The organism is Caldithrix abyssi DSM 13497 (genome assembly GCF_001886815.1).
Lineage (GTDB): Bacteria > Calditrichota > Calditrichia > Calditrichales > Calditrichaceae > Caldithrix > Caldithrix abyssi.
The window spans coordinates 3,541,310-3,558,179 of the sequence record NZ_CP018099.1; the positions used below are offsets into that span (position 1 = coordinate 3,541,310).

Genomic DNA, 16,870 nt, shown 5'->3' on the forward strand with positions numbered 1-16,870 from the left:
GATTCGCCAGCCTTATCCTGGCGCACCAGAGCTTACACAATGCAAGATAACTCTTTTCTGCCCCGTCGACGACGATAATTAAATAAGGATTTTACGACAAACCAAGGCGCCTCCCGACGCATCAATCTGGATGAGCATTCCAACGAACCGCCCTTCCTCCCGCCCGCTCGTTATCCGCAACCGTAATTCCCTGCTCCCCTTTTTCATTTTACATATTATGCGTGAGCCTAAACAAGGCGGTTTGTAATTGTTGCGTCAGCGGTCCAGGTCTGCCGGAACCTATCAGTTTGCCATCGATCCGCACGATGGGCGTAATTTCCACCGTGGTGCCAATGATCATCACTTCGTCCGCCTCCAGCAAAAAGTTCTTACTGATCGCCGCCTCCTTCACTTCAATGTCCGCTTCCCGGCACAGTTCGATCACCGCCTGTCGCGTAATGCCCGGCAACACATGCCGCGTTAATGGCGGCGTGTAAAAAATTCCTCCTTTAACTACAGCCACATTACTGTGCGTTCCTTCCTGAATCAATCCCTCGCGCACAAACAAGGCCTCAACGGCGCCGGCATCGCGCGCCTTTTGATGCGCCAGGGTATTGGGCAACAGAGCAATGGTCTTCAAATCGCAATGGCCCCATCGGTCATCTTCTACCAGAATAGCCCCGGCGCCGTTTTCTTGCTCTTCTACCGCGCTGAAAAATTCTCGGGCAAAGGCGTAAACGGTCAACGGCGTCTCCGGCGGAGGAAAGCGATGGCTACGCGGCGCAGCGCCGCGCGTCACCTGAAAATAAACAATGGCGCTTTCTACTTTTTCGAGTCGATTTTTTTCAATCAGGTTCATCAACACTTCATCAAATTCAGGAAATTCGCAACGATTAAAGCGTAGTTCTCTGGCCCCGTTTTCCAGACGTTGCCGATGTTCCCGCAGACGAAACGGCCGGTTATGATAAAATCGCACCACCTCGTACAAACCGTCGGCAAACAAAAAACCTCGATCATCGGGACTGATGCACACCCTGTCTTTGGCAAGATACTGTCCGTTTAAAAATGCAATCACGGCGCCTCCCTGCGTTCGTTGATCAGACGATGTTGTTTGAGAATATTCAAAACTTTGTCCATGGGCAGTGCTTCTACTTCCCTGCCCATAAATCCCCGCGTTGTTGTGGCGGCAAATAACGAATTAAGAATGGCCTCTTCGGTGGCTTCGATCGCCGCCAAAAATAACGGCGACATGCGCTCGTTGCGCAGCCGTTTATTTTGTTGAAAAGCATCCTTTTGCCGGTACGGCACGCGCGCCTCTTTAGCGGTGGAAAAGGCAATTACATAATCGCCGCTGCCGTTGCTGCCAATTCCGCCGATTCTGGCCAGGCCAAACAAAGCCCTTTTGGCCAGCCGTTTCAGGTTCCTGGCGCTTAATGGCGCATCGGTGGCGACCACAATCATACACGAACCATCGGCCGTGGAATTCAGCCGATCGCTCAAATAGAACGCGCCAAGTTCTCTGCCCACCGGCGCGCCGGCAATTTGCAAAACACCGCCAAAATTACTTTGCACCAGCACGCCCACCGTCCAGCCGCCGATAGATTCCGGCAATTTCCTGGAAGCCGTGCCAATGCCGCCCTTAAAACCAAAACAGACGGTGCCCGTGCCCGCTCCCACGCAGCCCTCCTCCACCCTGCCAGACTTTGCCGAATGGATGGCCTGCAGCACATGCTGTTTTGTAACGTGCCGCCCGCGAATATCGTTTAACCAGCCGTCGTTGGTTTCGCCCACAAGCGGATTAACCGAGCGCACCGCCTCGTTGCCCGGCAGACCAAGCGTGTAATCAATCAAAGCCCCGGCCGCCACCGGAACACTTAAGGTATTGGTCAAAATAATCGGCGTTTCCAGATTGCCCAGCTCTTCCACCTGCGTGCTGCCCGTCAACTTGCCAAAACCGTTGCCTACGTAAACCGCCGCCGGCACCTTTTCCTGAAAAAGGTTCCCACCATGTGGCAAAATGGCCGTAACCCCGGTGCGCACCGAATCGCCCTTAATTATAGTTACATGCCCCACCTTAACGCCCTTTACGTCGGTAATGGCATTCAACGGCCCCGGCGGCAAAACGCCAATCTTCAAACCGTAATCTGCCGCGCGTTTTGTGCCGGCCAGAAGCAAAAAGGGAATCAATAACAAAAAGGGTAAAAGGTTACGTTTCATGGCCCCTGCCCTTCCTTCGATTAAAAAGAAATTTTTCCTTAAGTTAGATCATCCAACGCCGTTCCTTTGTTGCCTTCCGCTCCGATCAGCTCATTTTCTCGCCTAAAAAGTAAGGCGCTTTCATCTTTTCGATTTTCATTTTAACGGATAAAATAGTAAATTGTACTTCTCTGAACAAGTTAAAGATGCGATTAAAAATACAGGAGGTTTTGATGAAAAAAGATTTTATTTCCATAGCCGACTATTCCCGCGAAGAGCTGGAAGAGATTTTTGAGTTGACAAAAGAGCTTAAAGCAAAAACCAAACGCGGCGAAGAGCACCATTTGTGCAAGGGCAAAACCATGGCCATGATCTTCGCCAAGCCTTCGGCCCGTACGCGCATCTCGTTCGAAACCGGCATGTACCAGTTAGGCGGTTACGCCCTTTACTTAAGCCCCAACGACATTGGGATCGGCAAACGCGAAGCGGTTAAAGACATCGCGCGCGTGGTCAGCCGCTACAACGACATCATCATGGCCCGTCTGTTTGACCATGCCCATATTCTGGAAATGGCAGAGTATGCGTCGGTACCGGTCATAAACGGCTTAACCGACTACAACCATCCCTGCCAGATTATGGCCGACATTTTTACCGTACTGGAAAAACGCGGTCATCTTAAAGATTTAAAGATCACCTACATCGGCGACGGCAATAATGTGGCCAACTCGTGGGTTAATCTGGCTTCCAAATTGCCCATGCACCTGGTTATCTGTTCGCCCTCCGGTTTTGAGCCAGACGACGAAACCCTCACCCGCGCCCGTGAGGCCGGCGTAAGCCAGATCGAAATCGTGCACGATCCCCAAGCGGCCGTAAAAGACGCCGACGTGGTTTACACCGATGTCTGGGCTTCCATGGGCCAGGAAGCCGAAGCCGAAAAACGGCGTAAAGTGTTTATGCCCTACCAGGTTAACGCCGAACTGATGTCCCATGCCCGCAAAGACGCGCTGGTGATGCACTGTTTGCCCGCGCACCGCGGCGAAGAGATCACCGATGACGTCATCGACGGGCCGCAGTCCATCGTGTTTGACGAGGCCGAAAACCGCATGCACGTGCAAAAGGCCATCATCGCTAAATTGTTGTGCAACGCTTAATTTCTTTTTATTTTAAGATCATTAAATGGCAAAGGGCGCTCCGTTTTTTACGACGAGCGCCCTTTTTTTTATTTGCAGGATTCAAAATTGCCAGCTTAAAGAAAAACGATGCGAATTGCCCAGATCGTAGGGATAAGGACTGAAGGCATAATTTAAACGGTAATTTTTGTAATTCAAGCCAAAACCGCCGCTGTAGCGCAACGTCTCCCAGTCGAAGACCAGCCCCGAACGTAAATACAGCGTCTTCAACACGGGAACTTCCACGCCGCCGTTAAAATTAACCTGTTCTTCATAAACCGGATACACGGCGTCAAAAGAGACCAGCATGCGTTTTTCATTCATAATCAGCGGCGTGTGGTACAACAGGCCGGCGCGCATAATGATCGGCAGTGTGGTGGATTCCACATTTAAAGGCTTCATCCGGCCTAAATTCTGAAGCGTAACGCCCAGGTCGAGATCGGGACGTAAAAATTGATTTTTAACCAGCCCCACATCAAACGCCCAGCCCGTGGCATCCTCAAGGTAATATTTTTCGTACAGGTATTTAGCCGTCAAACCGACCAGCCAGCCGTTGTTCAGAGCGCGGGCATAGCTGAAAGAAGCCGCCAGATTAATGGCCTCCGTGGCGCCGGCAGGCTTTTCGGTCGGAACGCTGCCTCTGATTTCAATCCCCGGAATATTCATTAAATTTAAAGCAACGGCCATCTTGTGTTTGCCGCTGGCAAATTGAAAGGCGGCAAATTCCTGGGCGATATCTGCCAGATAGGCATTGTGCATTAATACCAGGCTTTTGGATTCGTTTCGGGCCAGAAGCGCCGGATTCCAGTACACGGCGGAGGCGTCGTTAGCCAGCGCCGCGGCCGCTTCGCCCATGGCCGCCGAACGGGCATCGACCGGCAACTTTAAGAAGGCCATTCCGGCGTCATTGCCGGCAAAAACATTCCACACAAAGCCCAGCGTTAAAAAAATCGTTAAAATCGTACGAAGCATGTTCAACTCCTAATTCAAATAAAATTGCCATGAAAAAACATGACTGGCGCCCTCGTCCACCACCGAGGGGACAAAGGCATAATCGAGCGTTGTAAAAAATTTCCAGAGCTTAAAACCCATTCCCGCGCCAAAGGTTAGCTGATCCTTATTGTAGCCAAAGCGTAATGCCAGAATGTTGCGATAGGTGGCCTCAAGCCCCAGATGTTGACCGTTTTCGTGTTCCGTTCCCACAAAGGCGTAATTGACGCGCAACCAGGGCAAAGGCGTTAAATACGTGGCGCCAACGCTCCAGATTTTGGGAAAGGTAAAAACCGTTGTGCCGCCAAATTCAAACAACTTTTCCGTGTTGGCCGTTAATTTAGAGCCCACATCGCGCAAGCTGGCTGCTACGGTCAGTTTTTGATTGAAGCGGTACGCCGCGCCAAAATCCCAGCCCCAGCCGCTGGCATTGTAACTATCGGCGCCAAAATTCAGATCTTCGCGCATGTGCTTGATGGTCAGCCCCACGGCAAATTTGCCGGCAAAAACGCGGGCAAAATTAAAATAGATGGCGTTCAGATTATGATCGATTGTACCTGTTTGCTCGCCGATCATGTTGTAGCCCTGAATATCGCCCACGCCGCTGTGGATCCAGCCCAGGCTAAACCCCGCGCCTGGCGGAATTTTACTGGCAAAGCCGATGAAATCGAAACGGCGATCGAGCGACATAAAACGGTGCGAAAGCGTAAACATCCGTTTTTCGTGAAAGGCGCTCAAAGCCGGATTGTAATAGAACGAAAAGGCGTCCACCGGCGCGGCTACCGAACTATTGCCCAGCGCCAGATGCCGGGCGCCCAGCCCCAGCCGCATAAAGGCCCCGGCGTATCCACCGTTACTCTCCGCCAGCAACCGATTGCCCTGCAACATCATAAAAACGCTAACTAACAAAATCAAAAATCTTTTCATTTTTCCATCCACGCGTTAATTGACCACAACAATTTTACCCCAGGTGACCTGGCCGTTTACCTTTGCTCTAAAGAAATAAACGCCGCTGGCCACTACATCGCCCTTTTGATTTTTACCGTCCCATTTCGGCTTTAAATTGGATGGCGGAATTTCCGCCACCAGGTCCATGGCAAAATCATAAATACGAATGGGCTCGTCCAGATTTTTGTCGGTATCGTATTCGAACCGTACAAAAAAATGACGGCCGGGCGAAAAGGGCACCGGATAGGCGTACACAGCCGGTTTGGCGCGCACCTTCGTCGAAACAAACGAACGGATCACGCGCCAGTCGGCAAGCGGATCATTCAAACGGCGCACCGCCAGCCCATCGGCATTGCCCAGCCAGGCAAAATGATAATCGTTCCACATTTGCACCGTAACCGAATAATACTCCGGTTGAAAAATTTCATTGCCCGATTCAAAATCCTGAATATCGGTAATCACCTCCCATTTATCCTGTTCCGGCAGGTAGTGATACAGGCCCTTATCAGCCGCGACGAAGACCTGTTGGCCGTAGAAGGCGAAATTGTGGGCAAAAATATCCTCTTCCACCAGTTTACGCTGCCAGGTTTTGCCGCCGTCGTACGTCACGCACACCGCGCGGAATTCGCTGGTGTCCTCAGCCTGAATGGTGGCCGCCCACACCGCGTTCGCTTCCGGCTGGTAGGCCAGCGCCACCACAAAATTACCGGAAATGGAGTGCGGATTGTCTTTTTCAAACACAAAGCGTTCCCAGGTCTGACCGTTGTCGGCCGACTTACTGATGCCCTCGGCCGTTCCCACCCACAGGGTATCGTTGACGGCCAGCAATGAAAAGGCGCGATGGTTCAGGTTTTGTAAACTGGAAAAAAACTTGCCGTCGGTGGTAACCACCTGCCAGCTTTTGCCCATGTCGTCCGAACGCCGCAGCCCCCCGCCAAAGCTGGCAATCCACACCGTGCTGTCGATAAAAGCCAGATCGTAAATTAAATTCTGGATGACGGTGGTGGTGGGCGCGTAACGATCCTCGTTTATGCTGTCCACCGGCTGCGGCACATGAATCCATGTCTGGCCGCCGTCGCGCGTGTAACTCAATCCGCTGCCGGCGGGCAAGCTCTCGTCCGAAACGGCCGTTAACGTGTCAAAGGCGGTGGCAATCCAGAATGTGCGATCGTCCATGTAGCCAAACGCGGAAACCCCGCCCTTGCCTTTGTATTCTTTTTCCGTAAAACTGGTCCAACGCCAGTCATCGCTCTGCAGATCGTACACCGCTTTGCTCAAGCCGTAGCCCGTGGCCACCCACACAACAGAATCTTTTGCCGTCAGGTCCACAATGCCGTTGCCGTAAAGCGTTTGAGCAAATGGATGCTCATCCTGCGCCAGATTGAACGACGTTTTGAACATGGCTTGAGAAAAAAGCTGCGCGCTGAGCAGCAAAAATATCAGGACAAATTGCATGTAAAAACTTTTCATTATTGATAAACCTCTATTGAATCTGTAACACTATCGGACAAATTGCCGGCTTTATCGCGCATGTAAAAGGTAAAATAATACCTGCCTGTTTGCGCCGAATTATCGATTAAAATGGTTAAAGAATAGATGCCGTCGCCCGCCGTTTCGTCGCCGGCTTCTTCCCAGGGATTGTTAATATTGAACGGTTTCCCGTTATCCACCATCACTAAAGGCAAACCATTGTTGGCCAGAGAACCGTCCGGTTTTTTAGAATAAAAATAAACGGAATCCACATCATCCAGTCCATTGGAATCGGCCACAGCCGCAGTAACCAGCGCTTTGTGAAAAAAGCCGGCTGGCGGCACCTGAATGCTGTCCGGAACCGAAACCCACAAAATTTCGCCGGGCACGTTTTTTTCGTTGTTATCGCCGCCCGTGCCATTGTCATCACACTGCCAGATAAACAGGGCGATTATTGAAATGATCATCGCCCATCTCATTCGCTTTACCATTCGTTACTCCATTTTTTTAGATCGGTCATTTACACAGATGAATCATCAATCGATCCATTTTTAAAAAATTACCTGCGGCGGCAACGCATTCATTACCAGTCCGCAATTTTTTTAACCACAACTTTATATTAATAGCTTTTTTGCCATTGTTGCAATATTTAGCGCGATTTCCTGTCGCCTGCCTGACCGCTCAAATGTCAATTATTCAACAATGAAAGCAAATAACCAAATCGCAGGCCGCGCGCAGAAACATGCAGGCGTTTAATCTGCCCCGCTTCCATCATCGTCACGTAAATAAGCAGCCCGTAAGGCAGTACGTCTTCCCGGCCGGCTTCCAATCCCGGCAGGCGCAATCGTTCTTTTAAATCCATTGCATTGATGCGCCGGAACCACGCTTTAATTTGTTCCGGTTCCAGCGTGGTTTTACTGATCCGCTGCGCATCGTAAACGCGCATGCGGTGCACAATCGCAGCCAGGGTGGTTATGGTGCCGCCCGAACCTACTACAACTCTGGAATCGTCCGTTTCATTCCTTAAAGGATTATTTACCAATTCTCGTTCCACTCGTTCTTGCAAACGCCGGTAGTCTTCATCTGTCAGGCGAATTTTAAAATTCATCTCTTCCGCCAGACGCGCCGCGCCCAGCGGAAAGGAAGCATGCGCTTCTATTTTTCTGCCGCGGCCCAGGGTCGTTTCCGTGCTGCCGCCGCCCACATCGATCACCGTAAATTTTTGTTTCTCAAATCCGTCAAAAACCGAAATGGCGCCCAGATAAGCGAAACGCGCTTCTTCTTCTGCAGAAAGCACTTTAATGGAAAGCTTCAACGTCTGCCGCGCCCTTTGACTAAACGATTCTGCGTTACGCGCTTTACGCAGGGCCTCGGTGGCAATCACTTCCAATGCCGAGCAACCAAAGCGTGCGGCCCGTTCTTTAAAGTCCTTTAAAACCTGCAGGGCCAATTGCTGCCGCTCTTCGCTTAAAAGGCCGCTCTGTTTTACGCCCTGCCCCAGGCGCGTAATTACAAAATCTTCGTGCAAAACTTCCAGCTCACCGCCCTTCTGGCGGGCGATTAACAGCAACGCCGAGTGGGAGCCCAGGTCTGCCACGGCAAGCGGTTGGTCAGTTGTCATCGGCCGCATCCTTCTTAAAAACCAGCGCCAGCCATTCGTTCAGCGTGGCTGCCTCCAGTAATTGCAGGCCGTTTTTTAGATAGGCGTCTTCCACCATCTGCCGATCGCTCTTTAACAGGCCAGAAAGAATAAGCCAACCGCCTTCAGACAGAGCGCTAACCAGGCCGGAGGCGATCTGCAGCAGAACGTTGCGATTAATATTGGCCACAATGCCGTCGAAGCGTCCCCTCGGCAGCTGGGCCACATCCCGCACTTCAAACCGCAGCCTGTCTTCAACCTGATTTAAGCGCGCGTTTTCCCACGCATTGTCAATGGCCACAGGATCGTTGTCAATGCCCAGAATGTGGCGCCCTCCCAGGCGGGCGGCAAAAATGCTCAAAATGCCGCTGCCCGTTCCGGCGTCCAGCAATCGCGTTTCAGGCCGAAAATACTTTTCCAGTAGCTTCAGGCACAGGCGCGTGCTTTCGTGATGGCCGGTGCCAAACGCCATTTTGGGCGCAATTTTAAGCAAGATTTCACCGGGCCGGGGCGCATATTCCTCCCAGTCTGGCGCAACCACAATCCGCTGACCAATTTTGAACGGCTTAAAGCTCTGTTTCCATTTTTCCAGCCAGTTCTGTTCGTCGTGCGTTTCCACCGCCAGGCGCGTCTCATCAAAGTCCGGAATGACCTCCGAAAACAGTCCGAGTAGTAACCAGTACACATCCTGATTCCAGTCCTGCCAATCGTAATAAACGATAAAGTCGTTTTCCTGCTCCTGAATGCCCTGAGCGCCCGTGGCAAAAATCGGCCCGGAAAGGCTTTCCAGAAAAAAAGGCGCCGCCAACACCTTAACCGAAACCCACTTATTGCTCATAAATAACTTCCAGTAAAACACGTCCGATGATACCCAGGCTCTGCGGACTGCATTTGTCTGGCGTGTCCTCCAGCGTATGCCAGTAAGGATAATCGAAATCAATAATATTAATGCAGGGGATGCCCGCCTCCAGCAAGGGCACATGGTCGTCGTCCACATAGCCCAGAAATTGATCCGAAAACTCGTAATAGCCCATATTTTGCGCCGTTTTCCAGACGCGATCAACCAGCCAGGGCAAATATTTCACCGAATACCCTTCGCGTTTAAGGTTCAATTGCGCATCGCCGATCATGTCGATTAAAATGCCGAATTCATGCGAAAAATTCAAGCGGTGATAATGCTTGGCAAAATAGCGGGAGCCTAAAAAGTACTCCTCCAGATGTCCCTGCCGGCCGTAGTCTTCGCCGTCGAACAAAACAAGATCGACGCCAATATTGGTTGGCGGTTGCATTTGCAAAACACGAGCGATTTCCAGCAAAACAGCCACGCCGCTGGCTCCGTCGTTAGCCCCCGGAATGGGCGTATTTTTATTCTCTTCCGTATCCATATCAGCCCTGGGGCGCGTATCCCAGTGAGCGGCCAGAAAAATCCGTCTTTCATTTTGCGGCTGAAAACGGGCGATGACATTGGTCAGTTTGAGCGTTTTTTTGTGATAGGCGTCGTACCATTCAAAGGGTTGCAAAATGACCGTATCGGCAAATTGCTTAAACTCCTGATGTAAAAATTCCAGACACTTTTGATGTCCCTCGCTATTGGGATTGCGCGGCCCAAACGCCACCTGTTTTACCAGATACTGAAACGCCCGTTGATCGTTAAACTGTGCCACAAGCGTCGTATGCAAGGCAAACAAAACAAAAAAGAAAAGGACTCTCTTCATCGTTCTCCTTTAATCTCTGATGGCAATATTGACGGTAATACCAAACTCATTGTAAGAGTATTTACCGGAAATTTTATTTTTGGAAACGCCCGTTTCGTAGAACAGACTTCCCTGAACGCGCGAGCTAAACCGATAGGTGGCCGCGGGACGCAGTTTCCAGTTGCTGTTGCTCTGTTTTTCGATAAACTTATCTTCGCCAAATTGCCGCTGAAATGTTTTACTGGAAGAAGCGTCAAAAGTCAAATTAAAATTGATCTCGTTTTTAAACTTTTTGTTGTTAAACGGCCATATCGGAAGACGAAAGCCCTGTGTCCGCGAATAGCTGAACGACAGGTTAAAATTGGTCTGCGCCGATTTGGTTGCGCCGCCGCTGGTGGAATACGAATAGTTGGTGGTGCTTGTGTAACGAATGGTGCCGGTGACTCCCCATTTAGTGGAAATATTAACGCCCACTAACGGCTGCCAGGCATTGGTAAAGGTTTGCGTGGTGGGCAACAATCCGCCGCCCAATTTCAGCGTCAGGTTTTCCGTGTACTTACTGTTATGCGCATGGGTGATGCTGATGGAGCGCGCAAATTTGGGGAAGAAGAACATCTTTTCCAGGCCGCTGATTTGCACGTTCCAATCGGGAATGAAGGCGTTAATGCTGGCCAGTCCGCGGAAATTAGCCTTGGGATCATCGCCTAAAAAGAAGTAAGAAGTCGTTTTGCTGCCCGAACCCGCCTTACCATAATCCGAACGGCTTTCCTGAGAACGCATATCGTGTTTTAATGAGGCTCTGACATTATTCAAAATTTTAAAACTGGTTGAAGTGCGAATGGACAGGGTTTTGCTTTCCACCGGCCCAACCAGGTTCACATTTAAAGTCGAATCCTGCGGAATGCCCGGACTTCTGGTAAAGCCAAACTGGTATTCCCAGCTCGGCATGTCCGCCAGATAGCGGTGCTGAACGCGTTCGTCCTGCGAAATACTGGTTCGGATATTGCTCCAGCTGGCAATGGTATTGTACACCCACATCAGAGGATTGGGGAAGGAGAAGGTTTTCTTTTTCTCCTCCTTTTTCTCCGTTTGCTTCTGATCCTGTTGTTTGGGTCTTCTGATAGAACGCCGGCGACGGCTGCCGCTTCTTTGAGCCGGTTGTTTTTTTCGGGGATTGTAAATCGTTTTGATGAACTCTCCCGGATTAAAGGTTAAATCCAGCCGCTTGTTAATGGAATTGGATGCGTTTTTGTACTCGTTGGGCATGATTAATTGATAATTAAAATTGCTGCTAAAGCTAAAACTGGGTTTCAACCATTTGAACAGGGTGGGTTTGTAATTTCCCTGAAATTGCTGACGAATGTTGGTGTCCAGCCCAAAATCGCCCTTAGAAAATATTCTGTTTATCAATTTTTTGTGCGTGTATCCTTTCACGTCCGCATCGGAAGTGTAATTTCTCGAAAAGCTAAAATCAAGGCTATTCAGCATTTTGTACCCCAGCCGAAAGGAGCGCGTCGTATTGATATTTTTTGTAACGCTAAGCTTGGGGTTGCTGCGCCGCAGTAGTTCTTTTTTATTGTCAGTAATGCTCACGTTAAAACTGAGCTGCGAGGGCATGTAATAGAATTTTTGCGAACTGAGTCTCTTTAATAGCGGCACTTTTTTCAGAAATTTAAACGGCTCTATGCCCTTATTGCGTCCCAGAGGCGCGGAATAGACAAACGATTCTTTAAACAATTCCGATCGGTTAAAGGCGGTTTCCCAGTTGCTGCTCTTTTTCTTTGAATAGTCCACGTCAAAGGTGATGCCGTCGAGCGTGTAGCGCAGCAGCCAGAATTTAGACTTGGAACGTTTTTTAATGGTGGTTCCGATTCCGTACACTTCGCTTTTGGTGGTAATGGTTTCCATCTCCTCGGGCAGTTTTCGTAACCCAAAGAGCGACTTCAACTTTTTGGTGAAGGTGTCGTTCTGATAATGGGTAAGTTGATCCGTATTGGTTACGTATTTGGGGATGCTGCGGCTAAACGAAGCCCGGGCGTCAATGGGAATGGACAGATCCAGAAAATCCGGCAAAAATTTGTGCAAAAAGAGTTTGGCCGAATAGTTTTGTCGTTCGTCGGTATTGCCGCTGCCGAATTGTTTGCTGACATTGTGGAAATCGGCGTCTTTGCTTTCCCACTGAGCGTTAAAGTTAAAAACGTCGGCAAACTTCATGCTGGTTAAAAGACGCATGGCCGTGGCCTTTACCTTTCGCACATCCGAAAGACGCATTTCGTCTAACCAGATCTCGCCGACAAACGGTTCATTGCTGCGTCCGGGTTCATCGCCGCGGTGTTTAACGCCGATAATAAAATAGCGGATGGTGTTTAAGCTGGGCTTGCCCACCGCCTTGTAATAGGCCTCCACGCGGCCCGGCAACTTACGAAGATAGACCAGACTGTCGACCGTACCGACGTTATAAGCTTCGTCAGACTTAATGGCGGCCAGCTCGTCCAGATCGATTTCTATGTTATTGTCCGGATGCCAGTGGGCGTACACATCCTGTCCGTATTCATAATAATTCTTATCATCCGAGCCAAAGCGCAAATAAAAGCGAATGGGCGACGGATCAGAAAGTGGGATGCCCTCTTGATTGTATTCCGGCGGATCGGCGGGCAACATGCGGTCGCCGTGCACAAACATTTTTAATTTTTTGTAATCGACCAGGCTCATTCTTTGATAGAGCTGTTTACGCGCTTCGGCAATTTCTCCCGGTTGCAGGCCAAAGAAGCGCATTACCAGGGACTGTTCCTTGGAAAGGGCGCGCGTAATGCGGTCGCGCACGCCGGTAACGCCGGGCGGCGAATGGTAAGGTTCCGGCCCGCCGGGAATCTCTTCCACGTTCTCTTCGGTGTTGTAAACGGCCAGCGAAAAGAGCGAGTCATTGAGAACAAAGTCAGATTTTTCGTCGCGCGCAATGCCGGTTTCTTCCCACTCATTGCCCACAAAATCAAAGGTGGCGATTAAAATACGCGTACGTTCTTCTTCCGGAATATCGCTAAACCACAAACGCACGTTGAGGATTTGCTGGAATGTGGTGTCCGGATTATTGACCGCCCGCGTGTAATCTTTGATAGGAATTCTGAACTGTCGCCAGCCTTTTTCGGTGGAGCCGACCAGCCATTTTTGCGAATTTTCGTCGCTGCCGTCCAGAGAAAAGCTGTATTCAAAATAGGAATTAACGGTAGAAACGTCGCCGTCGCCGTCCAGGTCTTCGGTATCCGGGTAGCGTGCTTCCCGCGCCTGACTGTTGCCTTCCGTTCCGTTAATGCCGTCGTACAGCACGCCGTCGTAACGGTTCCAGGCGTTTAACTGCACTTCATGCCAGTCGTCGTTGGGATCGTCTCCCGGTTGCCCGTTGGGGATGCCGTCCAGGCCCACGTCTTCATCTTCTTCCAAAAGGCCGTTGGTGTTTTTATCTTCGGTGTTCAGGTTGCCGTAACTATCTTCGCCGCGCCAGTTTTTACCGCGGATGTACCAGTCTTCCGAAATTTGACCGATATCGATGTGCACGGTGCCCTGGTTTCCTAATATCCACAGTTCGATGTATTTGGTTTTTTCCTGGTTGGCAAAAGAGGCCGTGGAACGCATGATTCCGGCCCAGGCGCTGTCCGGATCGCTGCCTTTTTCGCGCCAGATATCAATGCCCAGCACGTTGGTGGTCTGTCCTGTTTGCGCATTCACGTCGCGGTTAGGCCAGATGTCTTTAATAGGCACCTGCCGATAGGGATTAAACCACACGATGTGGGCGCGCGCCCGGTCGCGGGCAAAAATTTCCGATCTCCGCTCCTGAGGACCAAGCGCTTCGATGGGCGTTTCGTTTAAAGTAGGAATAACCGAAGGCACGCTGGCCATGGTCCAGGTGCGGTAGCGGATGCCCAGGGTGGTGGTGCGTTTGCTGGCTTCAAAATCGTCGATATAGGCCACGCCGTTGTCGTCGCCCGTACCTTTGTTATTTAATGTGTTCGGATTGGGCAACACCTGGGCGAATTCGCCTTCGACCTTTATTCTGGATTCGGCGTTCGTTTCAACAATGGGCAACTTATCAAGCAGCCGCGTAATAATTCTCGGCTTAAAATCAAACGAAGCATTGATATCCCACACGAAATTGCGGAAGGGTTCCTGCCCCACGCGCACACGCTGATCCAGCGTGCTTTTATTCATGTAAAGCGCCGTAAAGCCAATGAACGATTTTTCCCAGAAGCGATATTCCAGCCGCGTTCCGAAGATGGTTTTTTTATCCAGCTGGAACAAATTGGCCCGTTCATATTTAATCTCAATATTTGAGCTGCTGCGCTTGGCCTCTGGAGAGAGCAGCGTTAACTGCCCCGTAAAATAATCGATAATGTAATCTTTATCGCGCGTAAGGGTGCGCCCGCCCAGGGTAACCACTTCGCTGCCTTCTAAAACATAAAATCCCAGATCAAAGGTTGATTTGGTGCTTTTGGAAGTTACGATAATTTCAAATTTACTGCGCTTAACAAATTCCGAGCTGTTGGAATTGTTCAATCTGTACATATCGACCAGGTCTTTTTCCGGCAGTCGGCCGGCAAAACGGCTACCCGGTTCTGGATTGAAAGGCTGCAAAGAGGGGAAAATTAAAATACCGTTTTTAAAGTCGATGATGTACGGGTTGTAGTCAACCTTTTCATCGCCCCCTTCCACGCGATTGCCGTTTTCATCCAGTAAATCAAGCTCCAGTAAATTCAGGTAGGTTCTGTCACTGCCTTCGGGATAAATCTGGTGCGTGCCGTTTACGTTGTTTTCGATGCGCAGCTCAAAACCGCTCTTTTCGATGTTGGTGCCGCCCAAAAAGTACACATTGCGCATCATCAGCGGCCAGGTCTCTTCGTAAGAGGGCTGAATTTGACGCGGCTTAATCATTTTCAAAATCACCGCCTGGCTGGTATCCTGCAGGGTCTCGCTCATGGTGCCCACGGTGGGCACATTGGGATCGCTGAAAGCATTGGCCGTGGCATAGGCCACCGCTAAAATCTGGTTATTTTCAACGCCCTGGTTCAACCAGAAAAAACCGCGATATTTATCGTAATAAAAATCTTTGCCCTCTATTAGCTGTCTAAAATAGCCGGTTTGCTTGGTGCGTTCATCGGTGGCCACGGTATCCAGATCGATGTTCTGATATTTCAGATCGGCATCCAGGTAGGCCCAGGGATCAATGGTTGCCACGCCGCGCCGCACGCCATCATCGGCATAGCTGGTAGAAACCCATACCTCCAATTGCAGAACTTCCGTACCCGCCACAAAAGAGAAGGTTTGCGGATCGTCTTTCAATCCGTCTTCGAAGTGATCCCGATAAAAATTATCAATAAAAAAGTAACGATTTTTAATAAACTCGTAATCGCGAATGGTGGTACTGGATTCTTTAGCGCTGCCGCTAATGGTCAATTCCTGTTGCTGTCCTTTTTCCAGCGAAGCAATGGTGGTCATGTACAGGTTGCCCACCTGTATTTTAGACTTCAACCCAAACAAGCCTTTATTTGAACCGCCAAAAATAACGTATTTGGTTGCCGGCAGACTTAAGGAGATGTTTCCCGCTTCAATGCTTTGCACAATTTCATCTTCGTCGCCGTCATAGCGCAATTTGAGCGTATTTTCGATATCTACCGTCGCCTCGCTGTTTTGTTCAACGGAAACGGTTACTTTTTCGCCGATTTTACCTTCCACCGTAAATTGCTGCGTCTGTTTAAAACGCGGGCTAAAGGTGTTCTGGTTTTCCAGCGCAGAAATAGCCGAACCGGAACGTTTTTCGCTGCGCCCGGAAAGGTCGAAAGAGATATTACCGGTTACTTTGAGCCCGATGCGATCCGATCCGAAGATGCGCGTAAAGGTTTTACTTTTGATGTGCAAAGGAATATCTAATTTGATGGCGCCAAAACCGCTTTCCGTTTGTTGCCCAAATTTGTAAGTGAGCGCTTGACGCCACAATTTTTGCGTGTCATATTTCAAACGCAATTTAATGTAAGTTTCCAGGTCAACCACGGCAGGCAAAAAGATATCGGTGCCGTCTATAGCTTCGCGAAAGGCGACAAAACGCGCGGTGGAATCCATCGTAACCTGCCGCCGCAAAACCCTTGGCTTTTTTACAAATAAGGTGGAATCGTATTTTAACCGGGCAAGTCCCTCCACGCTCGGTTCAAACAAACGGACGGATTTGGGCGGTGGAGGAATTCGTATTCCAATTTGAGAAAATACCCCGATCGGAAGAGATAGAGCAAAGAATAAAAAAATCAACCGCTTCCAATGGAGAAGATTGGTTCCTAAACCTGATTGTGCTTTCAAACTTTTTTCAATACCCATTCAATTAAACATCAAAAGTTAGTTACCGTATCAATTGGTTCAGTAAACCTCCTCCATTTTAAAGCTTAATAAATAAAAAAAGAATTTAATGGGATATTAATTTTAATTCAAATCTATTTCAATAGATAAATTCAGTACCTTTTCTATGAATTATGTTTGAACGCCGCAAATCGTTTGCAGTTTCATCATTTCAATGCTTTTATTTAAATTTTCAGCATTGACAAACGCGCTTTCTACCCAAAACGTTCTGTTTTTCAAATAAACAGAGGACGACCCGCCACTTCTATTACAAGCCATAACGCCCACCTGGCATAATTGTTGAACATTTTTTTTCGCAATAAAAGCAGTTTTGCTTTAAATTATTAAAAAATCGAATGATTCGCTTAATGATGTTGCCGGCATGCAACATCATGACAGTAAAAATGTTG

Annotated in this window: 11 protein-coding genes; 1 reads left to right on the forward strand and 10 read right to left on the reverse strand. The window is 49.5% G+C overall.

What is annotated here, in order from left to right; all coding sequences use genetic code 11:
• Positions 1 to 208: 208 nt before the first annotated feature.
• Both Cabys_RS13800 and Cabys_RS13805 read right to left on the reverse strand, forming a co-directional pair.
• A complete protein-coding gene (locus Cabys_RS13800) occupies positions 209 to 1,054 on the reverse strand; it encodes an aminotransferase class IV (RefSeq protein WP_006926713.1) in 846 nt (281 codons plus the stop codon).
• Positions 1,051 to 2,196, reverse strand: coding sequence for a DmpA family aminopeptidase (locus Cabys_RS13805; RefSeq protein WP_006926714.1), 1,146 nt, complete (start codon positions 2,194 to 2,196; stop codon positions 1,051 to 1,053). Before Cabys_RS13805 ends, Cabys_RS13800 begins: the two co-directional genes overlap by 4 nt.
• Before the next feature lie 212 nt (positions 2,197 to 2,408).
• Here Cabys_RS13805 and argF point away from each other — a divergent pair, with 212 nt between their 5' ends.
• On the forward strand, positions 2,409 to 3,326 hold the full coding sequence (argF, locus tag Cabys_RS13810) for an ornithine carbamoyltransferase (protein WP_006926715.1): 918 nt from the start codon (positions 2,409 to 2,411) through the stop codon (positions 3,324 to 3,326).
• An 81-nt stretch (positions 3,327 to 3,407) separates the two neighbouring features.
• Here the strand turns inward: argF and Cabys_RS13815 are convergent, their stop codons facing one another.
• From Cabys_RS13815 to sov, 8 genes are all read right to left on the reverse strand, one after another.
• Positions 3,408 to 4,316, reverse strand: coding sequence for a PorV/PorQ family protein (locus tag Cabys_RS13815; RefSeq protein WP_006926716.1), 909 nt, complete (start codon positions 4,314 to 4,316; stop codon positions 3,408 to 3,410).
• A 9-nt stretch (positions 4,317 to 4,325) separates the two neighbouring features.
• Entirely contained in the window at positions 4,326 to 5,261 is a 936-nt protein-coding gene (locus Cabys_RS13820) for a PorV/PorQ family protein (RefSeq protein WP_006926717.1), read from the reverse strand.
• A gap of 15 nt (positions 5,262 to 5,276) precedes the next feature.
• Positions 5,277 to 6,752: a sialidase family protein gene (locus tag Cabys_RS13825; protein WP_006926718.1), complete on the reverse strand. Its 1,476-nt coding sequence runs from the start codon at positions 6,750 to 6,752 to the stop codon at positions 5,277 to 5,279.
• Positions 6,752 to 7,243, reverse strand: coding sequence for a hypothetical protein (locus Cabys_RS13830; RefSeq protein WP_006926719.1), 492 nt, complete (start codon positions 7,241 to 7,243; stop codon positions 6,752 to 6,754). Before Cabys_RS13830 ends, Cabys_RS13825 begins: the two co-directional genes overlap by 1 nt.
• A 197-nt stretch (positions 7,244 to 7,440) precedes the next feature.
• Positions 7,441 to 8,373, reverse strand: coding sequence for a Ppx/GppA phosphatase family protein (locus tag Cabys_RS13835; protein WP_006926720.1), 933 nt, complete (start codon positions 8,371 to 8,373; stop codon positions 7,441 to 7,443).
• Positions 8,363 to 9,229: a 50S ribosomal protein L11 methyltransferase gene (prmA, locus tag Cabys_RS13840; RefSeq protein WP_006926721.1), complete on the reverse strand. Its 867-nt coding sequence runs from the start codon at positions 9,227 to 9,229 to the stop codon at positions 8,363 to 8,365. The genes Cabys_RS13835 and prmA overlap by 11 nt, the downstream gene beginning before the upstream one ends.
• Positions 9,219 to 10,106: a M28 family peptidase gene (locus tag Cabys_RS13845; RefSeq protein WP_006926722.1), complete on the reverse strand. Its 888-nt coding sequence runs from the start codon at positions 10,104 to 10,106 to the stop codon at positions 9,219 to 9,221. The genes prmA and Cabys_RS13845 overlap by 11 nt, the downstream gene beginning before the upstream one ends.
• A 9-nt stretch (positions 10,107 to 10,115) precedes the next feature.
• Positions 10,116 to 16,286 (reverse strand): T9SS outer membrane translocon Sov/SprA, encoded by a 6,171-nt coding sequence (gene sov, locus Cabys_RS13850; RefSeq protein WP_044280941.1) that lies wholly within the window; start codon positions 16,284 to 16,286, stop codon positions 10,116 to 10,118.
• Between the last annotated feature and the right edge of the window lie 584 nt (positions 16,287 to 16,870).